The organism is Streptomyces sp. NBC_01089 (assembly GCF_045162975.1).
Taxonomy (GTDB): Bacteria; Actinomycetota; Actinomycetes; order Streptomycetales; family Streptomycetaceae; genus Streptomyces.
Map to the genome: position 1 here is coordinate 2100001 of NZ_CP108660.1, position 23752 is coordinate 2123752.

At 69.1% G+C, this 23752-nt stretch carries 19 protein-coding genes and 1 rRNA gene (1 of these 20 cut by a window edge); 11 read left to right on the top strand and 9 right to left on the bottom strand.

Annotation, left to right across the window (positions count from 1 at the left end):
- The 4 genes from OG510_RS09160 to thyX form a co-directional block, all read right to left on the bottom strand.
- Nucleotides 1–56 (bottom strand): 16S ribosomal RNA (locus tag OG510_RS09160) (it extends 1469 nt beyond the left edge of the window).
- 531 nt (nucleotides 57–587) lie between these two features.
- Nucleotides 588–2273: a ribonuclease J gene (locus OG510_RS09165; RefSeq protein ID WP_328378865.1), complete on the bottom strand. Its 1686-nt coding sequence runs from the start codon at nucleotides 2271–2273 to the stop codon at nucleotides 588–590.
- A 108-nt stretch (nucleotides 2274–2381) separates the two neighbouring features.
- Nucleotides 2382–3281 carry a 4-hydroxy-tetrahydrodipicolinate synthase gene (gene dapA / locus OG510_RS09170; protein ID WP_406136281.1) on the bottom strand — a complete coding sequence of 300 codons (900 nt, stop codon included), beginning with the start codon at nucleotides 3279–3281 and terminating at the stop codon, nucleotides 2382–2384.
- A gap of 202 nt (nucleotides 3282–3483) precedes the next feature.
- Nucleotides 3484–4224 (bottom strand): FAD-dependent thymidylate synthase, encoded by a 741-nt coding sequence (gene thyX, locus OG510_RS09175; protein WP_406136283.1) that lies wholly within the window; start codon nucleotides 4222–4224, stop codon nucleotides 3484–3486.
- A 198-nt stretch (nucleotides 4225–4422) separates the two neighbouring features.
- Here thyX and OG510_RS09180 point away from each other — a divergent pair, with 198 nt between their 5' ends.
- Nucleotides 4423–4662: a hypothetical protein gene (locus OG510_RS09180; protein WP_406136285.1), complete on the top strand. Its 240-nt coding sequence runs from the start codon at nucleotides 4423–4425 to the stop codon at nucleotides 4660–4662.
- Nucleotides 4663–4755: 93 nt separating this feature from the next.
- Nucleotides 4756–5316, top strand: coding sequence for a hypothetical protein (locus OG510_RS09185; RefSeq protein ID WP_406136287.1), 561 nt, complete (start codon nucleotides 4756–4758; stop codon nucleotides 5314–5316).
- An 88-nt stretch (nucleotides 5317–5404) separates the two neighbouring features.
- On the opposite strand, the gene OG510_RS09190 is transcribed toward OG510_RS09185, so the two are convergent.
- The 5 genes from OG510_RS09190 to rpsO all read right to left on the bottom strand — a co-directional run bounded on the left by OG510_RS09190 (nucleotide 5405) and on the right by rpsO (nucleotide 11006).
- Nucleotides 5405–5857: a tetratricopeptide repeat protein gene (locus OG510_RS09190; protein WP_164266130.1), complete on the bottom strand. Its 453-nt coding sequence runs from the start codon at nucleotides 5855–5857 to the stop codon at nucleotides 5405–5407.
- Nucleotides 5858–5861: 4 nt separating this feature from the next.
- Entirely contained in the window at nucleotides 5862–6617 is a 756-nt protein-coding gene (gene dapB / locus OG510_RS09195; protein WP_406136289.1) for a 4-hydroxy-tetrahydrodipicolinate reductase, read from the bottom strand.
- Nucleotides 6618–6709: 92 nt separating this feature from the next.
- On the bottom strand, nucleotides 6710–8020 hold the full coding sequence (locus OG510_RS09200; RefSeq protein ID WP_406136291.1) for a M16 family metallopeptidase: 1311 nt from the start codon (nucleotides 8018–8020) through the stop codon (nucleotides 6710–6712).
- Nucleotides 8021–8132: 112 nt separating this feature from the next.
- Entirely contained in the window at nucleotides 8133–10346 is a 2214-nt protein-coding gene (locus OG510_RS09205) for a polyribonucleotide nucleotidyltransferase (RefSeq protein ID WP_164266137.1), read from the bottom strand.
- Nucleotides 10347–10715: 369 nt separating this feature from the next.
- Nucleotides 10716–11006 carry a 30S ribosomal protein S15 gene (gene rpsO / locus OG510_RS09210; RefSeq protein ID WP_164266133.1) on the bottom strand — a complete coding sequence of 97 codons (291 nt, stop codon included), beginning with the start codon at nucleotides 11004–11006 and terminating at the stop codon, nucleotides 10716–10718.
- 314 nt (nucleotides 11007–11320) lie between these two features.
- Here rpsO and ctaD point away from each other — a divergent pair, with 314 nt between their 5' ends.
- The 9 genes from ctaD to OG510_RS09255 all read left to right on the top strand — a co-directional run bounded on the left by ctaD (nucleotide 11321) and on the right by OG510_RS09255 (nucleotide 23739).
- Nucleotides 11321–13060, top strand: a complete 1740-nt coding sequence (ctaD, locus tag OG510_RS09215; protein WP_406136294.1) for a cytochrome c oxidase subunit I — start codon at nucleotides 11321–11323, stop codon at nucleotides 13058–13060.
- Between the two features lie 41 nt (nucleotides 13061–13101).
- Nucleotides 13102–13443, top strand: a complete 342-nt coding sequence (locus OG510_RS09220; RefSeq protein WP_164266135.1) for a hypothetical protein — start codon at nucleotides 13102–13104, stop codon at nucleotides 13441–13443.
- Nucleotides 13444–13561: 118 nt separating this feature from the next.
- Nucleotides 13562–13861 (top strand): DUF397 domain-containing protein, encoded by a 300-nt coding sequence (locus OG510_RS09225; protein WP_406136295.1) that lies wholly within the window; start codon nucleotides 13562–13564, stop codon nucleotides 13859–13861.
- Nucleotides 13862–14232: 371 nt separating this feature from the next.
- On the top strand, nucleotides 14233–17664 hold the full coding sequence (locus OG510_RS09230; RefSeq protein WP_406136296.1) for an SCO5717 family growth-regulating ATPase: 3432 nt from the start codon (nucleotides 14233–14235) through the stop codon (nucleotides 17662–17664).
- A 177-nt stretch (nucleotides 17665–17841) separates the two neighbouring features.
- On the top strand, nucleotides 17842–19752 hold the full coding sequence (locus tag OG510_RS09235; RefSeq protein ID WP_406136298.1) for an ABC transporter substrate-binding protein: 1911 nt from the start codon (nucleotides 17842–17844) through the stop codon (nucleotides 19750–19752).
- A gap of 3 nt (nucleotides 19753–19755) precedes the next feature.
- Complete coding sequence (locus OG510_RS09240; protein ID WP_406136299.1) at nucleotides 19756–20826, top strand: ABC transporter permease; 1071 nt, start codon at nucleotides 19756–19758, stop codon at nucleotides 20824–20826.
- Complete coding sequence (locus OG510_RS09245) at nucleotides 20823–21728, top strand: ABC transporter permease (protein ID WP_406136300.1); 906 nt, start codon at nucleotides 20823–20825, stop codon at nucleotides 21726–21728. The genes OG510_RS09240 and OG510_RS09245 overlap by 4 nt, the downstream gene beginning before the upstream one ends.
- Entirely contained in the window at nucleotides 21725–22738 is a 1014-nt protein-coding gene (locus OG510_RS09250) for an ABC transporter ATP-binding protein (RefSeq protein WP_406136301.1), read from the top strand. Before OG510_RS09245 ends, OG510_RS09250 begins: the two co-directional genes overlap by 4 nt.
- A complete protein-coding gene (locus tag OG510_RS09255) occupies nucleotides 22735–23739 on the top strand; it encodes an oligopeptide/dipeptide ABC transporter ATP-binding protein (RefSeq protein ID WP_406136302.1) in 1005 nt (334 codons plus the stop codon). Before OG510_RS09250 ends, OG510_RS09255 begins: the two co-directional genes overlap by 4 nt.
- Nucleotides 23740–23752: the final 13 nt, after the last annotated feature.

Consider the following 23752-nt stretch of genomic DNA (forward strand, 5'->3'; position numbering starts at 1 on the left):
ATGTGTTAAGCACGCCGCCAGCGTTCGTCCTGAGCCAGGATCAAACTCTCCGTGAATGTTTACCCGTAATCGGGTCCACATCGCGTTGAGCGGGACAATCAACCGGAATAAGGCCGACTGTCCACAGCGTCCTCGCTGTGTGTCGCCTGCCCCTGACCCGAAGGCCGGAACAGGTCTTTTTCAAAGGAACCACCAACCCACCAGAGGTGGGCCGGGGTATCAACATATCTGGCGTTGACTTTTGGCACGCTGTTGAGTTCTCAAGGAACGGACGCTTCCTTCGTACTCACCCTCTCGGGCTTTCCTCCGGGCTTTTCCCTTCGGTCTTGCGTTTCCGACTCTATCAGACTCTTTCGTGTCCGATTCCCGGCCGGCCGGGGCCGCTTTCCAGTTCCACGCTTTCGCGTTTCCCTTTCCGGCGATTCCGACTTTACCAGAGGTTCTGAGTCGGAATTCCCCACCCGATTTCCGGAAGCTTCACGCACACGAGTGTGCGCGGTTCCCGATCAGGTGGAGCCGTAAACGTACTGGAGCGGGGCTCCCCGAAGCAAATCGGGGGCCCCGCTCCAGTTCCGTACGTACGACTGTCAGACCTCGACGACGACGGGAAGGATCATCGGGCGCCTGCGGTAGCCGTCCGAGACCCACTTGCCGACCGTGCGACGGATCAGCTGCTGGAGCTGGTGCGGCTCCAGTACGCCGTCCTGGGCCGACTTGTTCAGGGCGTCCTCGATCTTCGGTACGACGGCGCTGAACGCACCGTCGTCGATGCCCGAGCCCCTGGCCTGGATGTGGGGGCCGCCCACGATCTTGCCGCTGGAGCTGTCGACCACGATGAAGACGGAGATGATGCCCTCGTCGCCGAGGATGCGGCGGTCCTTGAGGTGGGTCTCCGTGACATCGCCGACCGAGAGGCCGTCGACGTACACATAACCCGCCTGGACCTTGCCGACGATTCTCGCCTTACCGTCGACCAGGTCGACCACGACGCCGTCCTCGGCGATGACGATGTGGTCCTTGGGCACACCCGTCTTCGCGCCGAGCTCGGCGTTGGCCCGCAGATGGCGCCATTCACCGTGTACCGGCATCAGGTTCTTCGGGCGGCAGATGTTGTAGAAGTACAGCAGCTCGCCGGCCGACGCGTGGCCCGAGACATGGACCTTGGCGTTGCCCTTGTGGACGACGTCGGCACCCCAGCGGGTGAGGCCGTTGATGACGCGGTAGACCGCGTTCTCGTTGCCCGGGATGAGCGACGAGGCCAGGATCACGGTGTCGCCCTGGACGATCCGGATCTGGTGGTCGCGGTTGGCCATGCGGGACAGGGCCGCCATCGGCTCGCCCTGCGAGCCGGTGCAGACCAGCACGACCTCGTCGTCGGGCAGGTCGTCGAGCGTCTTGACGTCGACGACCAGTCCCGCCGGGACCTTCAGATAGCCGAGATCACGGGCGATGCCCATGTTCCTGACCATCGACCGGCCGACGAACGCCACCCGGCGCCCGTACTCGTGCGCCGCGTCGAGGATCTGCTGGATGCGGTGCACATGGCTGGCGAAGCTCGCCACGATGATGCGCTTCTGGGCGTTCGCGAAGACCGTGCGCAGGACATTGGAGATGTCACGCTCGGGCGGCACGAAGCCGGGGACCTCGGCGTTCGTCGAGTCCGAGAGAAGAAGGTCGATGCCCTCCTCACTCAGCCGCGCGAACGCGTGCAGGTCGGTGAGGCGGCCGTCCAGCGGCAGCTGGTCCATCTTGAAGTCGCCGGTGGCGACGGCCATCCCCGCGGGGGTCCGGATGGCGACCGCGAGTGCGTCCGGGATGGAGTGGTTGACGGCGATGAACTCGCAGTCGAAGACCCCGATGCGCTCGCGCTGCCCCTCGGTGACTTCGAGGGTGTACGGGCGGATCCGGTGCTCCTGGAGCTTCGCCTCGATGAGCGCGAGCGTCAGCTTGGAGCCGATCAGCGGGATGTCCGGCTTCAGCCGGAGCAGATAGGGCACACCGCCGATGTGGTCCTCGTGCCCGTGCGTGAGCACGATGCCCTCGACGTCGTCGAGGCGGTCCTTGATGGTGGTGAAATCGGGCAGGATCAGGTCGATGCCCGGCTGCTCCTCCTCGGGGAAGAGCACGCCGCAGTCGACGATCAGCAGCCGGCCTCCGTATTCGAAGACCGTCATGTTCCGGCCGATCTCGCCGAGACCGCCGAGCGGGGTGACACGCAGGCCGTTCTTCGGAAGCTTCGGCGGTGCGCCGAGTTCAGGATGCGGATGACTCAAAAGACTCTCCTCACCACACACGCCACGTACCTGAGGCACGTGGCGCGCATGATTCGTGCACTTGCAGTTGTCAGAGTGATCTTGCGTATTCAGTTGTGAAGTCTGTGTTTAAAGTTCTACCCCGCCGGCGGCAAGATCGATCTTGAGCTGGGCCGTTTCCTCGGGAGCAAGTTCCACCAGGGGGAGGCGGAGCGGTCCGGCAGGCAGGCCCTGGAGGCTCAGCGCGGCCTTCGTCGTGATCACTCCCTGCGTCCGGAACATGCCGGTGAAGACCGGCAGCAGACGCTGGTGGATCTCGGTCGCCTTCTGGACGTCGCCCGTGAGGTACGCCTCCAGGAGGGCGCGCAGCTCCGGGGTGACGAGGTGGCCGACGACGGAGACGAATCCGCACGCGCCCACCGAGAAGAGCGGCAGGTTCAGCATGTCGTCGCCCGAGTACCAGGCCAGGCCGCTGCGCGCGATGGCCCAGCTGGCGCGGCCGAGGTCGCCCTTGGCGTCCTTGTTGGCCACGATGCGCGGGTGCTCGGCCAGCCGGACGATCGTCTCGGTGTTGATCGGCACACCGCTGCGGCCGGGGATGTCGTACAGCATGACGGGCAGCCCGGTGGAGTCCGCGATGGCGGTGAAGTGCCGGAGCAGGCCCTCCTGGGGCGGCTTGTTGTAGTACGGCGTCACGGCGAGCAGGCCGTGTGCGCCGGCGCCCTCGGCCGCCCTGGCCAGCTCCAGGCTGTGCCGGGTGTCGTTGGTGCCTACGCCCGCGATGACGTGCGCACGGTCTCCGACCGCTTCCCCGACCGCCCGTACGAGGTCGGTTTTCTCCGCGTCGCTGGTGGTCGGGGACTCGCCGGTGGTGCCGTTGACGACCAGGCCGTCGTTGCCTGCTTCCACCAGATGGGTGGCGAGCCGCTGCGCGCCGTCGATGTCGAGCGCGCCGTCCGCCGTGAAGGGCGTGACCATGGCGGTGAGGACCCGCCCGAAGGGGGTCTGCGGAGTGGAGATCGGAGCCATGGGTACCACGCTACTCGCTGCTCAGTACGCCTCGTCCCCTCGGGGGACAGGAGCTACGGAGCCCGGCACTGCCTGCTCGGGGGTTCAAGCAGTGCCGGGTCCGTTTGATCAGCCTAGATGAAGTTCACCAAAGGGTGCAATCCGGACACCTCAGGCGGCCCAGTCGCACATGTGTGCCTTCGTGGATGTCTTCATGGGTGCCTTACGGCGCGACGCGGCCGTTGGCGTTGAAGGCCGCGTGGGTCAGCGGCATGAGCTTTTTCCAGTGCTCTTCCATCTGCTCGCCGACCATCTCGATCTCCCGCTGCGGGAAGGACGGCGTCCTCGCCAGCTCGTGCTGGGTACGCAGGCCGAGGAAGTGCATCAGGGACCGGGCATTGCACGTCGCGTACATCGAGGAGAACAGGCCGACGGGCAGGACGGCCCTGGCCACCTCGCGGGCCACACCGGCCGCCAGCATCTCCTGGTAGGCGTCGTACGCCTGCCGGTAGGAGTCCTCCATGGCGCGGCCGGTGAGCTCCTGCTGGGCCGCGGTGCCCTCGACGAACTCGTACTTGCCGGGACGGCCCTGCTGGACCAGCTTGCGGGACTCGCCCGGTACGTAGAAGACCGGCTCCAGCTCCCGGTAGCGGCCCGATTCCTCGTTGTACGACCAGCCGACGCGGTGCCGCATGAATTCACGGAACACGAAGATCGGGGCGCTGATGAAGAACGTCATCGAGTTGTGCTCGAAGGGGCTGCCGTGCCGGTCCCGCATCAGATAGTTGATGAGTCCCTTGGAGCGCTCGGGGTCCTTCGTGAGCTCTTCCAGGGACTGCTCACCCGCCGTGGAGACTCGGGCCGCCCACAGCACGTCGGAGTCGCCCGCGCTGTGCTTCACCAGCTCGACGGTGACGTCGCTGCGGAAGCTCGGCTTGGGGTCTGAGGTGGGAGTGTCACTCACCGGCGGGGTCCTTCCAGTTGCATCGCTCGGGCGGCGCCCACTCTACGGCGCGGCACCGACAACCAGGACCGGACGAACCGTCAGCAGAAAAGTTCTGCCGATTCGTGAGAATCGGGCACCGATCGAGGGCTTTGAACGTCTGAATCAGTGGAACCAGAGTGGAACCGGAAGTCTCGTGATCCAAGGAGAAGTGCCCCTATGTTCCGCCGGCGAGAGGCCGTCCCGTTCGCATTCGTCGCTGACGCGGACCGCTTCCGTAGCAACATCGAACCGCCGCCCCGTCAACGCCCCAGCGCCTCCCAGCTCGCCGGCCGTGTGCTGGTCGGCCTCACGGTCGTCGCGGGCCTCGCAGGCTCGCTCCTGTTCGGTCTGCCTGCCCTGGCAGCCGATCAGACGCCCACCCAGACACATCAGTCCGAAGCGGCGCACGGCCACTGACTCGTCCGGACCCCTGGGGTGGTCCGTCGATCATCTCATCGGTAGCCTCACCGGGCACAGCCAATCGAGCGTGCTTGTGAGTGAGGATCAGTCGTGCCCCTGCCTTTCCTGACGGCCGACCGCGCGTTTGACGCAGCCGCCGAGAATGCCGGCGACGTCGCGCTGCCGTTCGACGACCACGATCAGTGGCGCCGCCCCTACCGCCCCGGACCCTGGCGGGTCGGGGCGGCGGCGCTGTTTCTGCTGATCGCCTCGTTCATCCTGCTGGCAGCGATGATCATCGCTCTCGCCGGCGGGGTGTCCGGCGCGAGTGCCACCCTCGTCCTCGGGCTCGCCGTCGTGGCCTGCGCCCTGCGGCTGCTGCGGATGGGCACCTGGGTCAGCAGGCACGGGGTGCGGCGGGTCGGCTTCTTCAAGACGGTCACGGTGCCCTGGAGCCGCACGGCGGCCGTACGCACGGTGCAGCAGCCGGTCCGCTGGCTCGGGCTGCCGCGCACGGTGCAGGGCGAGGCGCTGCTGCTCGTGCAGCGCAACGGTGAGCAGCTGCCGCCGCTGCTCACCGATCACAGTGCCGATTTCCTGGCCCGCCACGAGGCGTTCGACCGCGCGGCGGACACCGTCGAGGCGTGGGGTGCGGAGTACCGCCTCCACTGAGCAGGACGCGGCCGGGAGCAGGACGCATCTGCGCACGCACAGCTGAGCACGACGCCGCCGGGCGGGCCCCCGGCGGCCCGCAGGCCCGTCAGACGCTGACGGGCCTGCCCGCGTGCAGGGCGATGGCCCGCTGCATGGCCTTGCGGGCGCGCGGGGTGTCCCTGGCGTCCTGGTAGGCGACGGCGAGGCGGAACCAGCAGCGCCAGTCGTCCGGGCTGTCCTCGGTCTCCTCCTTGCGGCGCACGAAGACCGCGTCGGCCGAGTCGCGGTCGATCCGGCCGCTGGGCGTACGGACCAACTCGTCGACGGGCAGGCCCCCTTCGGCGTCCAGTTCGGCGGCGAGCCGGTTGGCCCTGCGGACGAACTGGGTGTTCTTCCAGAGGAACCAGATGCCGATCAGCGGCAGGATCAGCACGGCCACGCCGAAGGTGACCGTGAGCAGGGTGCCGTTCTCGATGAGCAGCACGCCCCGGCTGCCGACCAGGACGAAGTAGAAGACCAGGACGGCTGCCGTGACGAGGTAGGTGATCTTTGCGCGCATCGGGTCAGCTCAGATCGAGGAAGTTTTCCAGGCCGAAGGTCAGGCCGGGGGTGGTCACCACACGGCGCGTGCCGAGCAGGATGCCCGGCATGAAGCTGCTGTGGTGCAGGGAGTCGTGGCGGATGGTGAGCGTCTCGCCCTCGCCGCCGAGCAGCACCTCCTGGTGGGCCAGGAGGCCGCGCAGCCGTACGGAGTGCACCGGGACGCCGTCGACGTCGGCGCCGCGGGCGCCGTCCAGTGCGGTGCTCGTCGCGTCCGGCTGCGGGGCGCAGCCGGCCTTGTCGCGGGCGGCCGCGATCAGCTGGGCGGTGCGCTGCGCGGTGCCGGACGGGGCGTCCGCCTTGTTGGGGTGGTGCAGCTCGATGACTTCGACGGACTCGAAGAAGCGCGCTGCCGCCTGTGCGAACGTCATGGTGAGCACGGCCCCGATGGAGAAGTTCGGGGCGATGAGGACGCCGGTCTCCGGGGAGGCGTCGAGCCAGGAGCGGAGCTGCGCGAGGCGGTCGTCGGTCCAGCCCGTGGTGCCGACGACGCCGTGGATTCCGTGGCGTACGCAGAATTCCAGGTTGGCCATCACCGAGTCGGGGTGCGTCAGGTCGATGGCCACCTGGGCGCCGGACGCGGCGAGTGCGTCGAGCGCGTCGTCGCGGTCGAGGGCGGCGACCAGTTCCATGTCGCCGGCGGCGTCGACGGCCCGTGCGGCTTCGGAGCCGATGCGGCCCCGGGCGCCGAGGACCGCGACGCGCAGCTTGCTGCTCATACTTGCTCTTCCTTCATCGCTCGCGCTTCACGCGCCGTGGCTGACGCGTGTCACAGACGGTTCGGCTCGGCGATCCGGCTGAACGGTCCGGTTCAGGAGACCGCTTCGTGGAGGCGGTCGGCCTGTTTGTCCTTCAGCGGCCCGATCACCGACAGCGAGGGACGCTGTCCCAATATGTCGTGGGCGACCGCGCGGACCTCGTCCGGGGTGACGGCGGTGATCCGCTCCAGCATCGCGTCGACCGACAGCTGGGAGCCCCAGCACAGTTCGCTCTTGCCGATGCGGTTCATGAGCGCCCCGGTGTCCTCCATGCCGAGCACCGTGGAACCGGCGAGCTGGCCGATCGCACGGCGGATCTCCTCGTCGGTCACGCCTTCGCCCGCGGCCCGGTCGAGTTCGTCCCGGCAGATCTTGAGGACGTCGTGGACCTGGTTGGGGCGGCAGCCCGCGTAGACCCCGAAGAGCCCGCAGTCGGCGAAGCCCGAGGTGTACGAGTAGACGCTGTAGGCGAGGCCGCGCTTCTCCCGTACCTCCTGGAAGAGGCGGGAGCTCATGCCGCCGCCGAGCGCCGTGTTGAGGACGCCGAGCGCCCAGCGCCGGTCGTCGGTCCTGGCCAGGCCCGGCATGCCGAGGAGGATGTGTGCCTGCTCGGTCTTGCGGTTCAGCAGGTCGAAGCCGCCCGCGGTGCGCAGGGTGCGGGCGCCGGCGCGCGGGTCCATCGGTGCCGCGTCGGTACGGGAGAGTGCGCCCGCGCTCTCGAACGCCTCGCTGACCTGGCGTACCACCGTGTCGTGGTCGAGGTTGCCGGCGGCGGCGACGACGAGGTGCGTCGGGTCGTAGTGCTTCTTGTAGAAGCGGGCGATCTGGCTGCGGCTGAGTCCGTTGACGGTGTCGACGGTGCCGAGCACCGGGCGGCCGAGGGGGGTGTCGCCGAACATCGTCTGCGCGAAGAGGTCGTGCACGACGTCGGCGGGGTCGTCCTCGGTCATCGCGATCTCTTCGAGGATGACGCCGCGCTCGGCCTCGACGTCCTCGTCGGCGATCAGCGAACCGGTCAGCATGTCGCAGACGACGTCTATGGCCAGCGGCAGATCGCTGTCCAGGACCCGTGCGTAGTAGCAGGTGTACTCCTTCGCCGTGAAGGCGTTCATCTCGCCGCCGACCGCGTCGATCGCGGCGGAGATGTCGAGGGCGCTGCGCTTGCCGGTGCCCTTGAAGAGGAGGTGTTCCAGGTAGTGCGTGGCGCCGTTGAGGGCGGGGGTCTCGTCGCGGGATCCGACGTTCGCCCAGATCCCGAAGGTCGCTGAGCGTACCGAGGGGACGGTCTCGGTGACGATGCGCAGACCGCCCGGGAGGGTGGTCCTGCGGACCGGGTCGCTGGACTGTGCTCCGGCGTTGCTCACGTTTCCGTCCTTCGATGCACTGCTGCCGTCTCGTCCGTGAGGTGGCTCTGGGTACGGGCGACGGCCCGCGCCTCCGATGAGGTGCGGGCCGTCGTCACGGAACTACGGGACGTCACTTGTCGGTGTCGTCCTTCTTCTCGTCGTCCTCGCCCTCGATGACGGGAACGAGGGAGAGCTTGCCGCGGGAGTCGATCTCGCCGATCTCGACCTGGACCTTGGAGCCGACCGCGAGCACGTCCTCGACGTTCTCCACGCGCTTGCCACCGGCGAGCTTGCGGATCTGCGAGATGTGCAGCAGGCCGTCCTTGCCCGGCATGAGCGACACGAACGCACCGAAGGTGGTGGTCTTGACGACCGTACCCAGGTAGCGCTCGCCGACCTCCGGCATGGTCGGGTTGGCGATCGAGTTGATCGTGGCGCGCGCGGCCTCGGCCTGCGAGCCCTGCTGGGCACCGATGTAGATGGTGCCGTCGTCCTCGATCGTGATGTCGGCGCCGGTGTCCTCCTGGATCTGGTTGATCATCTTGCCCTTGGGGCCGATGACCTCACCGATCTTGTCCACCGGGATCTTGACGGTGATGATCCGCGGGGCGTTCGGGGACATCTCGTCCGGGACGTCGATGGCCTCGTTCATCACGTCGAGGATGTGGAGGCGTGCGTCACGGGCCTGCTTCAGCGCGGCGGCCAGGACCGAGGCGGGGATGCCGTCGAGCTTGGTGTCGAGCTGGAGCGCGGTCACGAACTGCTTCGTACCGGCGACCTTGAAGTCCATGTCGCCGTACGCGTCCTCGGCACCGAGGATGTCGGTGAGGGCGACGTAGTGCGTCTTGCCGTCGATCTCCTGCGAGATGAGGCCCATGGCGATACCGGCGACGGCGGCCTTGAGGGGCACACCGGCGTTCAGCAGGGACATGGTGGAGGCGCAGACCGAGCCCATGGACGTCGAGCCGTTGGAGCCCAGCGCCTCGGAGACCTGGCGGATCGCGTAGGGGAACTCCTCGCGCGTCGGCAGCACCGGCACGATGGCGCGCTCGGCGAGCGCTCCGTGGCCGATCTCGCGGCGCTTGGGCGAACCCACGCGGCCGGTCTCACCGACGGAGTACGGCGGGAAGTTGTAGTTGTGCATGTAGCGCTTGCGGGTCACCGGGGAGAGGGTGTCCAGCTGCTGCTCCATGCGGAGCATGTTGAGGGTGGTGACGCCCAGGATCTGGGTCTCGCCACGCTCGAAGAGCGCCGAGCCGTGCACGCGCGGGATGGCCTCGACCTCGGCGGCGAGCGTACGGATGTCCGTGACGCCGCGGCCGTCGATGCGGACCTTGTCCTTGATGACGCGCTCACGCACGACGGACTTGGTCAGCGCGCGGTACGCGCCGGAGATCTCCTTCTCGCGGCCCTCGAACTTCGGGAGCAGCTTCTCGACGGCGATCTCCTTGACGCGGTCGAGCTCGGTCTCGCGCTCCTGCTTGCCGGCGATGGTGAGCGCCTTGGCGAGCTCGGTCCTGACCGCGGCGGTGAGCGCCTCCAGGACGTCGTCCTGGTAGTCGAGGAAGACCGGGAACTCGCCGGTGGGCTTGGCGGCCTTGGCTGCGAGGTCGGACTGGGCCTTGCAGAGCGCCTTGATGAAGGGCTTCGCGGCTTCCAGACCGGCAGCGACGACCTCTTCGGTCGGGGCCTCGGCGCCGTCCTTGACGAGCTGGATGGTCTTCTCGGTGGCCTCGGCCTCGACCATCATGATCGCGACGTCGCCGTCGTCGAGCACGCGGCCCGCGACCACCATGTCGAAGACGGCGTCCTCGAGCTCGGTGTGCGTCGGGAAGGCGACCCACTGGCCCTTGATCAGGGCGACGCGGGTGGCGCCGATCGGGCCGGAGAAGGGCAGGCCCGCCAGGATCGTGGAGGCGGAGGCGGCGTTGATCGCGACCACGTCGTACAGGTGGTCGGGGTTGAGCGCCATGATCGTCTCGACGATCTGGATCTCGTTGCGCAGGCCCTTCTTGAAGGAGGGGCGCAGCGGCCTGTCGATCAGGCGGCAGGTGAGGATCGCGTCCTCGGAGGGGCGTCCCTCGCGGCGGAAGAAGGAGCCGGGGATCTTGCCGGCCGCGTACTGCCGCTCCTCGACGTCCACCGTGAGGGGGAAGAAGTCGAGCTGGTCCTTGGGCTTCTTGGAAGCGCTGGTGGCCGACAGCACCATGGTGTCGTCGTCCAGGTACGCCACGGCGGAGCCGGCGGCCTGCTTGGCGAGGCGGCCCGTCTCGAAGCGGATGGTGCGGGTGCCGAAGGTTCCGTTGTCGATAACGGCCTCGGCGTAGTGGGTCTCGTTCTCCACTAGCGTTTTCTCCATACTCGTCGTCTTTCGTCCCCCAGCCCGTGTGGCGGGGAACGGGGCGGAGAAGCGCTCCATGGTTGCGGGGCCGGTCTTCGATCGAAGCACCCGGGTGATGTTCCCGGGGGCCACTACCGAGGACCGGCGGCGGCTGGAGGGCGCTTCCCCTCGTGCGGTACTGCGGTGTTCGGTGCTGCGGTGTTCGGTGCTGCGGTGTTCGGTGCTGCGGTGTTCGTCACCGCGGTGTTCGGTACTGCCGTGCACACCCAGGTTACTGAGCGCGGTCCGGGTTGCGCACGTACAGCGGTCGCAGCACGTACGGCAAAGGGAGCGGTCCCCAGGAAATGGGGCCCGCTCCCTCGCACAACGTTCTTACTTGGCGCCGCCGGCCGCACCGCGGCGGATGCCGAGGCGTTCGACCAGCGCGCGGAAGCGCTGGATGTCCTTCTTGGCCAGGTACTGGAGAAGGCGGCGGCGCTGCCCGACCAGGATCAGCAGACCCCGGCGGGAGTGGTGGTCGTGCTTGTGCATCTTGAGGTGCTCGGTCAGGTCCGAGATACGGCGCGAGAGCATGGCGACCTGAACCTCGGGGGAACCGGTGTCGCCTTCCTTCTGCGCGAACTCGGTCATGATCTGCTTCTTCGTAGCGGCGTCGAGCGACACGCGTACTCCTCGTGAGTCTTCAGGCCACCGAGTGCCCCAGGTCGAATACTCTGGGGAACTTCCGTAACTCGGGAGGCGGGGATCCGCTGGGCGCAGCCTCCGGGTCTCCCGGAGACGCGTACACAGACGGCCGTCACACAGCGTATCAGCCTTTCCGAGCCCCCCGGCCCGTGCCCCCGGCCGCCGCTCGTGCACCCGAATGGCTCAAGCGGCGCGCCACGCCACACCGCTTCGGATCCCTACGGCGTGAGCTGCGCCATGCTCCTGTGCTGTCCAGCCCGTCGGGGCGCGACCACAGCAGCAGGAGCACCGCAGTGACGACGAGGGCCACCGAGGGTTCACCCACGTCCGATGACGAGTACGACAGCGAGGTACCGGTACGCCCGAGGCGTCCGGGAAGCGTCATCGTCACCTGGGCGACCACCACCGATCACAAGACGATCGGCACGATGTATCTGGTCACATCGTTCGCGTTCTTCTGCATCGGCGGCGTAATGGCGCTCGTCATGCGCGCCGAGCTGGCGCGGCCGGGTACGCAGATCATCTCGAACGAGCAGTTCAACCAGGCGTTCACGATGCACGGCACGATCATGCTGCTGATGTTCGCGACGCCGCTGTTCATCGGCTTCACCAACTGGATCATGCCCTTGCAGATCGGGGCACCCGATGTGGCCTTCCCCCGGCTGAACCTCTTTGCCTACTGGCTGTATCTGTTCGGTGCGCTGATCGTGATGGGCGGCTTCCTCACCCCGAACGGTGCGGCCGACTTCGGCTGGTTCGCGTACTCCCCGCTGACCAGCACGATGCGCTCCCCCGGGGTCGGCGCCGACCTGTGGATCATGGGTCTGGCCTTCCAGGGCTTCGGCACGATCCTCGGCTCGGTCAACTTCATCACCACGATCATCTGTATGCGCGCGCCCGGCATGACGATGTTCCGTATGCCGATCTTCGTGTGGAACGCGCTGCTGACCGCCGTGCTCGTGCTGCTCGCCTTCCCCGTGCTGGCTGCCGCGCTGCTCGCGCTGGAGGCGGACCGGAAGTTCGGCGCCCATGTGTTCGACGCGGCCAACGGCGGGGCCCTGCTGTGGCAACACCTCTTCTGGTTCTTCGGGCATCCGGAGGTGTACATCATCGCGCTGCCGTTCTTCGGGATCGTCACCGAGATCATTCCGGTGTTCTCCCGCAAGCCGGTCTTCGGTTACATCGGCCTGGTCGGGGCCACGATCTCCATCGCGGGGCTGTCGGTGACGGTGTGGGCCCACCACATGTTCGTCACGGGCGGGGTGCTGCTGCCGTTCTTCTCCTTCATGACCTTCCTGATCGCGGTGCCGACCGGGGTGAAGTTCTTCAACTGGATCGGCACGATGTGGAAGGGGTCGCTGTCCTTCGAGACGCCGATGCTCTGGGCGATCGGGTTTCTGATCACGTTCCTCTTCGGTGGTCTGACCGGCGTCATCCTGGCCTCGCCCCCGATGGACTTCCACGTCTCCGACTCGTACTTCGTGGTGGCGCACTTCCATTACGTGGTCTTCGGGACCGTGGTCTTCGCGATGTTCGCCGGGTTCTACTTCTGGTGGCCGAAGTTCACGGGCAAGATGCTGGACGAGCGGCTCGGCAAGATCAATTTCTGGACGCTGTTCGTGGGCTTCCACGGCACGTTCCTGGTGCAGCACTGGCTGGGCGCGGAGGGGATGCCGCGCAGGTACGCGGACTATCTGGCCGCCGATGGCTTCACCACGCTGAACACCATTTCGAGCATCAGCTCCTTCCTGCTCGGTCTGTCGCTGCTGCCGTTCTTCTACAACGTCTGGAAGACCGCCAAGTACGGCAAGAAGGTCGGGGTCGACGACCCGTGGGGCTACGGCCGCTCGCTCGAATGGGCGACCTCCTGCCCACCGCCCCGGCACAACTTCACGACGCTGCCGAAGATCCGCTCCGAGGGCCCGGCGTTCGACCTGCACTACCCGGCGATCAACGCTCTCGAAGCGGCGGCACACGCGACGGCCGCCCCTTCGGCGGGCAGCGGCACCGGCCCGCGCGCCGGGGACGAGTAGGGCAGGGGAAGAGAAGCGGAAGGAACGGCGGAGGAGAAGGCGTGGCAGCCGACGAGGAGACCGCGCGCGGTCTCGTGCGGATCGAGGGATATCTGCTGTGGAGCGCGGAGGTGGAGGAGGCGCGGCGGCAGGCCGCCCGCTTCGCGGGTCAGCTGCCCTGGCTGACCAGCGCCCAGCGGGACGATGTGGAGCGCGTCTACACGGCCGACCGGGTGGCTGTCTCCCGGGCCGTACTGGAGCGGATCTCCGGCCGGGCCGCCGAACTGCGGGGCGAGTACACGGCGCGCTACGAGCAGTTGAAGAGGCGCTGTGTGTCGGTGACGGTGATGGCGGTCGGCGCGGTGAGCGGCACCTGTACGGCGATCACGCTGCTCAGCCGGTGACCGCGAGGCCCCCTCTACCACGCCTGATCCATGTCGTCCGGAACCCATGAGGAGGGCCGGTCCCGCCAAGTAGGGTGAGCGGACAGCTCGTTCGTACGTGGTGAAGGGACCGGCAGCCATGGCTGACGCACACGACAAGGACCGTAAGGAACGCGAGAAGGAAGAGCTCTACGCACTCGACATCTCCGGGGTCGAGTGGCAGGGCGCGCCCGGCACCTCGGCGGACGAGGAGCGGGTCGAGATCGCGTATCTGCCGGACGGTGCCGTGGCCATGAGGTCCTCCATCGATCACGGGACGGTGTTGCGGTACACGGAAGCGGAATGGCGCGCTTTCGTGCTGGGGGCCAGGGACGGCGAATTCGACCTGGAACCGGCGCCGCACAACGGGGGGATGCCGAGCGCGGCCGAGGCCGAGTAGGCGGAGTCGGGCTTCGGCGTGCGGCGGCGGGGGCGGTCCGTTCCGTTCGGTCTTCCTTCTCGGCTGTACGTCCCCGGGTCGTACGGGCTGAATTTGGGCGGCTTTTGACGCCTTCCTTCCGTTATGGCCGATGCGTTGTGACGTAACAGAGCATTCTTCGGGCGCCTCTTGACGTAAAGGTCACGTCCGACGGTGCACTCCGTCATGCCGTCCCGGTACGAATGGTGATTAGGCTGGTACGGGGGCGCGGGCCAGAACCCGCACGCGGGATGTTCGCGTCCTCACGGGGAGAGCCAGGCGGATCGGACGACAACGGTCGCCCCCCATCCACTACGGCACGAGGGTGCTAGAGCACACCAGCGGGAGGCATTGTGAACAGCGATCGGGACGAGATTCGCGGGGGACCGAACACACCCGTCGACGATCAGTCCGACGCGGATCCCGCCGAGACGGGTGAGTTCACCATCGACTACACCCCTCCCGCCTGGTATACGCAGAACGCTTCGGACGCCCAGGCGCAGGAACCGGCACCGGCCGCTCCGCCGCCTGCTCCGGCTGCCGCCCCCACTCCCCCGCTGCCGCCGGCTCCGCCGGTGGCCCGGGCTCCTGAGGCGCCCCGGGTGGGCCCGGTCCAGCCCACCGGTCCCGTCGGCGGGCCTGCGGCTGTGCCGGGGCTGCCGCTGACCGGAGGGTTCGAGCCGAACTGGAGCCCGGCGCCGGCCGTCGCGGATCAGGACGGGAACAGGGACGAGGACAAGAACAAGGACGCGACGGGTAGCGGGGCCGGGCGCCGAGCGGGCGCCGCCCCCTCCGGCCGGGACGAGGTGCCTGACCACAAGGCGCCCTCTTCGGCGTCGTTTTCGGCGTCCTTCCCGGCGTCGGACTCCAGCCTGGGAGCGGACTTCGATCCGTGGGGCGAGGCCGATGCGGAATCCGACGCGAAGGCGGCCCGGGAATCCGCCGCGCGGAACGGAGCAGAGGCCGAGACGGCGTCCGAGGCGCAGTCCGGGCCCGCCGGGTCGGAGCCCGAGTCCGAGCCGGATTCGGAGCAGGATTCGGAGCAGGAGCAGGAGCTGGAGCAGGAGTCGGATTCCGAGCCGGATTCGGAGCCTGAGTCCTTCTCGACGGTCGTGCCGGAGGCCGACCCCGTAGTGGCACCCGCTCCGGAAGCCGAGCCCGAGAAGGCGGCCGAGGCGCTCGGCGGGGGTGAGGTGGAGAGCGGGGACACCATGAAGTTCTCCCCCGCCGCGCTGAAGCGTGAGTTCGAGAAGCTCGAAGCGGCCGCGAAGGCCGCACGCGAGCGGTCGGGGGCTCCTCCGGCCGCCGAGCAGGAGAGCAACGCGCCCGCTTCGGCGGCAGGGACGCCCAGCGGGGCTTCCGGCCCCTATCGGTCCGACGGGTCCAACGCGTTCGCGGATGTCGCTGCCTCCTTCGGTGAGCCCTCCGACGCCGTGCCCGGGACCGGCGATGCGATCGAGGACGCGGTGCCGCCGCACGTTCCGGACGCCCCTGAGCCGCAGGACGCCCCTCCGGCGCCGCCCGCCCAGCCCTGGGTGCCCGCTCCTTCGTCGCCGCCGCAGGGCGAACTGCCGCCGCTGCCGCCCGCGTTCCAGCCCGCCGCACCGCCGGCCGCTCCGCAGTGGCCGGTGAGCACGCCGAGCGCCGATCAGTCGCAGCCGTACCCCGGGCCGCCCCAGCCGCAGCCGCAGGGTCAGCCCACGGCCGGTCCCGCCGGTCCCGGAGGTCCCGCGGCGCCGCCGTCCTGGCCCGCCCAGGCCCCGCGGCCCACCGGCGAGGAGGGCGGCTACGGCTTCCCGCAGCCCGCTCCCCAGCCGCCGGCCCCCCGGGCGGAACAGCCGCCGCAGCCGCAAGCCGGGTACGGATTCCCGCCGCCTGCGCCCGACCAGCCCGCCCCACAAGTGCCCCATCAGTCCCAGGCCGGTTACGGGTTCCCGCAGCCCACCCCCGCCCCTGCACCCGACCAGCCCGCACCCCAGCAGCCTCAGCAGCCGCAGGCCGGGTACGGATTCCCCCAGCAGCCCCGGCCCGTGGAGTCCGCGCAGCAGCCGCTGCCGCCGCAGGCTCCTCAGCCGCCGCAGAGCGGTTACGGCTTCCCGCAGCAGCAAGGGGCACCGCAGGGACAGGCCGGTTACGGATTCCCGCAGCCCGCCCCCCAGCCGCCCGCTGCCCAGCCGCCTCAGGCTCCGCAGGCTCCCCAGACGGGTCAGCCCCAGCAGCAGCCCGCGCCGCAGGGGCAGACCCCGCAGCCGCAGCACCCCGGTTCCGGTTACGGATTCCCGCAGCCCGGCGCTCCTGCCCCGGGCCTGCCCGCGCCGCAGGACCCGCAGGCCCAGGGCCCCGGGCAGGGACAGCGAGGACAGCAGCCGGGACAGCAGGCGCAGCAGCCCGCCGCCCCCGTCGATCCCCGCAGCGGGGCCGGCTGGCCGCAGCCCGTCGCCCATGACCAGCGGGAGCGATCCGTTCCCGGTGCGCCGCTGGGGTACACGGCGGCCGTCGAGCTGTCGTCCGACCGGCTGATCCGCAACAAGCAGAAGACGAAGAGCAGTCGCAGTGGCCCGGCCGGTGCCTCGCGCTTCAAGATCGGCGGCAAGAAGGAGGAGGCCGAGCGGCAGCGCAAGCTCGACCTCATCAGGACGCCGGTCCTCTCCTGCTACCGGATCGCCGTCATCAGCCTCAAGGGCGGTGTCGGCAAGACCACGACGACGACCGCACTGGGCGCCACACTCGCGACCGAACGGCAGGACAAGATCCTGGCGATCGACGCCAACCCGGACGCGGGGACGCTCGGCAGGCGGGTACGGCGGGAGACCGGGGCCACCATCCGTGACCTGGTCCAGGCGATCCCGTACCTCAACTCGTACATGGACATCCGCCGGTTCACCTCGCAGGCGCCCTCCGGTCTTGAGATCATCGCCAACGACGTGGACCCCGCCGTCTCCACCACGTTCAACGACGAGGACTACCGCCGGGCGATCGACGTCCTGGGCAAGCAGTACCCGGTCATCCTGACCGACTCCGGTACGGGTCTGCTCTACAGCGCCATGCGGGGCGTGCTCGACCTCGCCGACCAGCTGATCATCGTCTCCACCCCGTCCGTCGACGGCGCGTCCAGCGCGAGCACCACGCTCGACTGGCTCTCGGCGCACGGCTATTCGGAGCTGGTCCAGCGGTCGCTCACGGTGATCTCCGGGGTCCGCGAGACCGGCAAGATGATCAAGGTCGACGACATCGTGCAGCACTTCGAGACCCGCTGCCGCGCGGTCGTCGTGGTGCCGTTCGACGAGCATCTGTCGGCGGGCGCCGAGGTCGACCTGGACATGATGCGGCCGAAGACCCGTGAGGCGTACTTCAACCTCTCCGCGCTGGTCGCCGAGGACTTCCAACGCGCCCAGCAGGCCCAGGGGTTGTGGACCGGCAACGGCCAGGGCACCCCGCCCCACATGGCCCCGCCGATGCCCGGCGGGCAGCAGCCGTACGCACCGCAGGCACCCCAAGGGCCGCAGCAGCCCTATCCGCCGCAGCAACAGGGGTGGCAGCAGCAGCCCCCACAGCCGGGGCAGCAGGGGCAGGGACAGCCCGCGCACCCGGGGCAGCCCGGCTCGCCCCCTCCCCAGGGACAGCCCTGGCAGCAGCAGCCCGCCCAGCCGGGGCAGCCGCAGTCCCCGCCCCAGCCGCAGGGACACCCAGGTCAGCCCGGTGAGCCGGAGCCGCAGGGGCCGGTCCCGCCGGCCGGATGGCCTCAGCAGCAGCCCCCGCAGGCGCCGCCGCCCCCTCAGCAGTAAGGCGATAAGGGTATAGACCACTGAAGGCCCGCACCGTGTGAACGGTGCGGGCCTTCAGACATTTGTGCAGACCAGGCACGGTCTTGACGACCGTTGACATGTCTAAACCACCGCTGATAAACCTTCGCTTCACCAGCTGGCGACTCCATGATTCACCCTGACGCGAGGTCAACGCCCATGGACAGAAGAGTTCCGACCGGCCCTATCCGGCATCGTTCCCGTTTCCGTCTGCTCCTGGCCACCGGTGCGACCGCCTTCGCCCTGGCGGCCGCCGCCGCGACCCCGCTGAACCCGGCCCCCCAACAGGCCCACGCCACGACGGCCGAGGCCCCTGCCGCAGCCCCCGCCGACTCCGCCTCTGACGCCGGCTCAGGCTCAGGCTCAGGCGGCAAGAAGGTCCTCACCGTCGCGGTCAACCAGAGCGTCGACTCGCTGAGCCCGTTCCTCACCACGCGCCTGGTGTCCACCACCGCGCTGCGGCTCATGTACGAGTACCTGACCAACTACGACGTCAAGGACGGCCACACCATCCCGGGCCTCGCCAGCGCCTGGAAGTCGTCGTCCTCGAAGCTCACCTGGACGTTCACCATCCGGAAGAACGCCACATGGTCGGACGGTCAGCAGGTCACCGCCGACGACGCGGCCTGGACGTTCAACAAGATGATGACGGACAGCGCGGCCGCCACCGCCAACGGCAGCTTCACGGCGAACTTCAAGAAGGTCACCGCCCCCGACGCGCGGACACTGGTCGTGCAGCTGAAGAAGCCTCAGGCCACCATGACCGCGCTCGATGTGCCGATCGTGCCGAAGCACATCTGGGAGAAGGTCGGGGACTTCTCGAAGTTCAACAACGACAAGCAGTTCCCGGTCGTCGGCGACGGCCCGTTCATCCTCACCGACTACAAGGTCGACCAGTATCTGAAGTTCAAGCCGAACAAGACGTTCTGGCGCGGCGCCCCCAAGTTCGACGAGCTGGACTTCAAGTACTACAAGGACAACGACGCGGCCGTCGCCGCCCTGCAGAAGGGTGAGGTCTCCTTCGTCCAGGGCCTCACCCCGGCCCAGGCCGCGGCCCTGAAGACCGAGAAGAACATCAAGGTCAACGACGCCCCGGGCCGGCGCTTCTACGCGCTCGCCACCAACCCGGGCGCCAAGGCCAAGAACGGCAAGAAGATCGGCGACGGCAACCCGGCCCTGCTCGACCCCCGGGTCCGCAAGGCGCTGTTCGCCGCGACCGACACCAAGACCATCATCGACAAGGTCTTCCAGGGACACGCCGTCGAGGGCGCCGGCTATATCCCGCCACGCTTCTCCAGCTACTTCTGGAAGCCGTCGGCGAGCCAGAAGATCTCCTACGACCCGGCCAGGGCAGCGGCCCTGCTGGACCAGGCGGGCTACAAGAAGAACGGTGACGGCAAGCGCGTCGGCAAGGACGGCAAGCCGCTCAGCTTCCGGCTGCTGTGCCACGCCACCGACCCGAACGACAAGGCCATCGGCCAGTACATGCAGGAGTGGTGGGGCAAGCTCGGCATCGGGCTCAAGATGAGCTGCCTCGACAACGTCTCCGACCCCTGGCTGGCCGGTCAGTACGACCTGGCGTTCGACGGGTACTCGGTCAATCCCGACCCGGACTACGTCCTGTCCATCCACACCTGCGCCGCGCTGCCCGACACGCCCAAGGGCACCGGGTCCACCGACAACTTCATCTGCGACAAGAAGTTCGACAGCCTCTACGCCCAGCAGGCCGTCGAGTACAACCCGGCCAAGCGCGCCGATCTGGTGAAGCAGATGGAATCGCGGCTGTACGACACCGGGTACATGAATGTCATGGCGTATCCGAACGCGGTCGAGGCGTACCGTACCGACCAGATCAAGTCCATCGACACGATGCCCCTGGCGGCGGGCAACATCTGGGGCCAGGACGGCTACTGGAGCTTCTGGTCGGCGGTCCCCGCCGACCACAGCGCCTCGAAGTCGTCGGGTTCCTCGACGGGGCTCGTCATCGGCATCGTGGCGGCTGTCGTCGTCATCGGGCTCGGAGGCTTCGTCGCCCTGCGCCGCCGTTCCACCGCGGAAGACCGTGAATAACCCATGAGCGCTGCCGGCACCACTCCGCTCGCGGAGGGTGCGGCCGACGGCCCGGTCCAGGTCAAGACCGGGCCGTCCGGCCCCCGCACCCGTAACGCGACCGCGTATCTGCTGTATGTGGCGGGCAAGCTGGGCGGCGCCGCCGTCTCGCTGGTCGCCGTCCTCGTCACCAGCTTCTTCCTGTTCCGGATCATCCCCGGCGACCCGGTCCGCACCATGACACACGGTCATCCGGTCACCCATCAGCAGCTGCTCGCCCTGCGCAAGCAGCTGGGGCTCGATCTGCCGGTCTGGCAGCAGTTCACCCAGTACTGCACCAAGGCGCTCAGCGGCGACCTGGGCACCTCGTACCAGTTCCACGCCCCCGTCGGCCAGCTGATCGCGCAGAAACTGCCCGCGACGCTGCTGCTCACCGGTGCCGCCGTGCTGATCTACTCCGCGCTCGGCCTGTGGCTCGGCACCCGCTCCGCGTGGGGGCACGGCGGGCTCGGCGACAGGATCTCTACCGGGGTTGCGCTGACCCTGTGGTCGGTGCCCGCCTTCTGGCTCGGGCTGCTGCTGATCATCGTCTTCGCGGTGGGCATCGGCCCGGTCCCGGGGATGTTCCCGACCGGAGGCATGGAGTCCGGCGGCCTGACCGGCTTCGCGTACGTCACGGATGTGGCGCACCATATGGTGCTGCCCGTCATCACCCTCGTCGCGGTGGGGTACGCGCAGACCCTGCTGGTGATGCGGTCCTCGCTGCTGGACGAGATGGGCAGCGACTATCTGACGACGGCCCGGGCCAAGGGGCTGCGCGACGTCCTCGTACGCCGCCGGCACGCCGTGCCCAACGCCATGCTGCCGACCATGACCATGATCTTCATCAACTTCGGCCGTGTGGCGGCCGGTTCGATCCTGGTCGAGACGGTGTTCTCCTGGCCCGGCGTCGGCGGTCTCTTCTACTCGGCGCTGAGCGTGCCGGACCTTCCGCTGGTGCAGGGGCTGTTCGTGGTCTTCGCGGGCGCGATGATCGTGATGAACCTCCTCGCCGATCTGCTCTATCCGCTGCTCGATCCCAGGGTGGGCCGATGACGACCGCACAACCGACGGCGGGCTCACTCGCCAGGGCCAGGCAGCGTGAGTCCCTGGGCCGCTTCTGGCAGCAGTACCGCACGCACCGGGCCGGGGTCTTCGGGCTGGCCGGGCTCGTCCTGATCGCGGTGATCGCGCTGGCCGCGCCGCTGCTGGTCGGCAGTGACGTGCAGAGCGTGACCAAGGCGCCCGGGTCGCCGCTGGAGGCGCCCAGCGGTGAGTTCCCGCTCGGCACCGACCAGTTCGGGCGTTCGCTGCTCGGGCTGCTCGTCTGGGGCGCCAGGATCTCGCTCACGGTGGGGCTGCTGGCCGCCGCGCTCTCGGTGGCCATCGGCACCCTGGTCGGGATCATCGCCGGGCACTTCGGCGGCTGGTTCGCGACGGTGCTGATGCGGATCACCGACTGGTTCCTGGTGATGCCGACCCTGGTGCTGGCGATCGTGCTGGCGACGGTGCTCGACCACTCGATCTGGACGGTGATCCTGGCGATCGGTGTCACCTCCTGGCCGACCACCGCCCGGCTGGTGCGGGCGCAGACCATCGCCGTGGAGTCCCGTCCGTACATCGAACGCGCGAGGGCGCTCGGGGGCGGCCACGGGCATGTGATGACCCGGCACGTGCTGCCCAATGTGGTGCCGCTGGTGCTCACCCAGACGACGCTGGGCATCTCCGACGCGATCCTCACCGAGGCGACCCTGGCCTTCCTCGGGCTCGGTGACCCGACGCTGATCTCCTGGGGCGGCATGCTCCAGGACGCCCGGGAGGCGGGCGCGGTCTCCTCGGGACACTGGTGGTATCTGGCGCCGCCCGGGATCGCCATCGCGCTCGTCGCGCTCGCCTTCACCCTCTGCGGCCGTGCCGTGGAGGCCGTGCTCAACCCGAAGCTGGGGGTGGGACGTTGAGCCTCCTCGAAATCAAGGACCTGCACGTGACCTACGGGTCGGGAGCGGGCGCGGTGCCCGCCGTGCGCGGGGTGGACCTGACCGTCGGGGCCGGGCAGAAGCTCGGGATCGCCGGTGAGTCCGGGTGCGGGAAGTCGACGCTGGCACTCGCACTGCTGCGGCTGCTGCCTGCTTCGGCGAAGCTGAGCGGCGAGATCCTGCTCGACGGCGAGGACGTCCTCACCATGAAGTGGGGACGGCTGCGGGCCGTCCGGTGGGCGGGCGCCTCGATCGTCTTCCAGGGCGCGATGCACTCCCTCAACGCGGTGCACCGGATCGGCGACCAGATCGCTGAGCCGCTGCTCGTCCACCGTCAGGCGACCCCGGCCGCCGCGCGCGGGCGGGCCCGCGATCTGCTGGAGCAGGTCGGGCTGCCCGCGGCGCGGGCCGACGCCTATCCGCACGAGCTCTCCGGCGGGCAGCGGCAGCGGGTGATGATCGCGATGGCGCTGGCCTGCGACCCGCAGGTCATCGTCGCCGACGAGCCGACCACCGCGCTCGATGTGATGATCCAGGCCCAGATCCTGCGGCTGATCGAGCGGCTGGTCGCCGACCAGGACATCAGCCTGCTGATGATCAGCCACGACCTGGCGGTACTGGCGGATACCTGCGACCGGCTGGCCGTGATGTACGCGGGCCGGGTCGTCGAGGAGGGCCCCGCCCAGCAGGTCTTCACCGGTGCGGCCCACCCGTACAGCACCGCGCTGTCCGGGGCCTTCCCGCGCATCGGCGACCCCGCTTCCCGGCGTGCCCCGCGCGGGCTGCCCGGTGATCCGCCCGATCCGGCCGCGCTCCCGTCGGGCTGTACGTTCCATCCGCGCTGCCCGGTGGCCCTGGACGAGTGCGCGACGACCGCCGGGCCCGAGCTGCGGGACGCCGGGCCGGCGTGGCAGGCGGCCTGCCTGCTCGTACGGCCGGACGGCGGCCCGGTCGCGGAGCCCGGTGCCGAGGAAGCAAGGAGCACCTCATGACCACCCCTCCCCTGCTCAGCACCACCGCGCTGGAGGTCGCCTTCCCCGGCCGGCGCGGGGCCTCCCCCGCGCGCGCCGTCGACGGGGTGGACCTCGACATCGGGCCCGGTGAGATCGTGGCCCTGGTCGGCGAGTCGGGGTGCGGCAAGACGACGCTCGCCCGCACCCTCCTCGGGCTCGTACGGCCGACGTCAGGGCAGGTCACCTTCGGGGGCGAGCCGCTGGACCTCTCGGCCCGCGCCCTCAAGGCGTACCGCAAGCGCGTCCAGCTGGTGCTCCAGGACCCGAGCGGTTCGCTGAACCCGCGGCACACCGTGTACGAGGCGGTGGCGGAGGGCCTGCGGATCCACGGGTACACGGGCGACGAGCGGGCCGCCGTGTCCGAGGCGCTCTCCCGGGCGGGGCTGCGGCCTCCCGAGCGGTTCTTCCTGAAGTATCCGCACGAGCTGTCGGGCGGTCAGCGCCAGCGGGTGGTGATCGCGGGGGCGCTGGTGCTCGAACCCGAACTCATCGTGGCGGACGAGCCGGTGGCCTCGCTGGACGCCTCGGTGCGCGGTGAGATCCTCGCCCTGCTGCTGCGGCTGCGGGACGAGCTGGGGCTCTCGGCCCTGGTCGTGACCCACGATCTGGGGCTGGCGTGGAACATCGCCGACCGGGTGGCGGTGATGTATCTCGGCCGGATCGTGGAGACGGGTGACGTGGACCGTATCCTCACGGCGCCGCAACACCCGTACACCCAGGCGCTGTTGTCGGTGATGCCGGACGCGGCGACGGAACCGGTGGTGCTCACCGGCGAGCCGCCGGACCCGTCCAGGGTCCCGCCGGGGTGCCGCTTCCATGCCCGCTGCCAGATCCTCGCCTCGGGTGAGGCGGAGCGCGCGGGGGTCGCCGACGCCTGCCGTACGAAGGATCTTCCGGTGCTGGCCGGCGGCGGGCGGGACGCGGTGGCGTGCCACTGGGCGACGGCGTCGAAGACGGTGGGGCCGGTACCGGCGTCCTGAGGCGAGCGGTGTG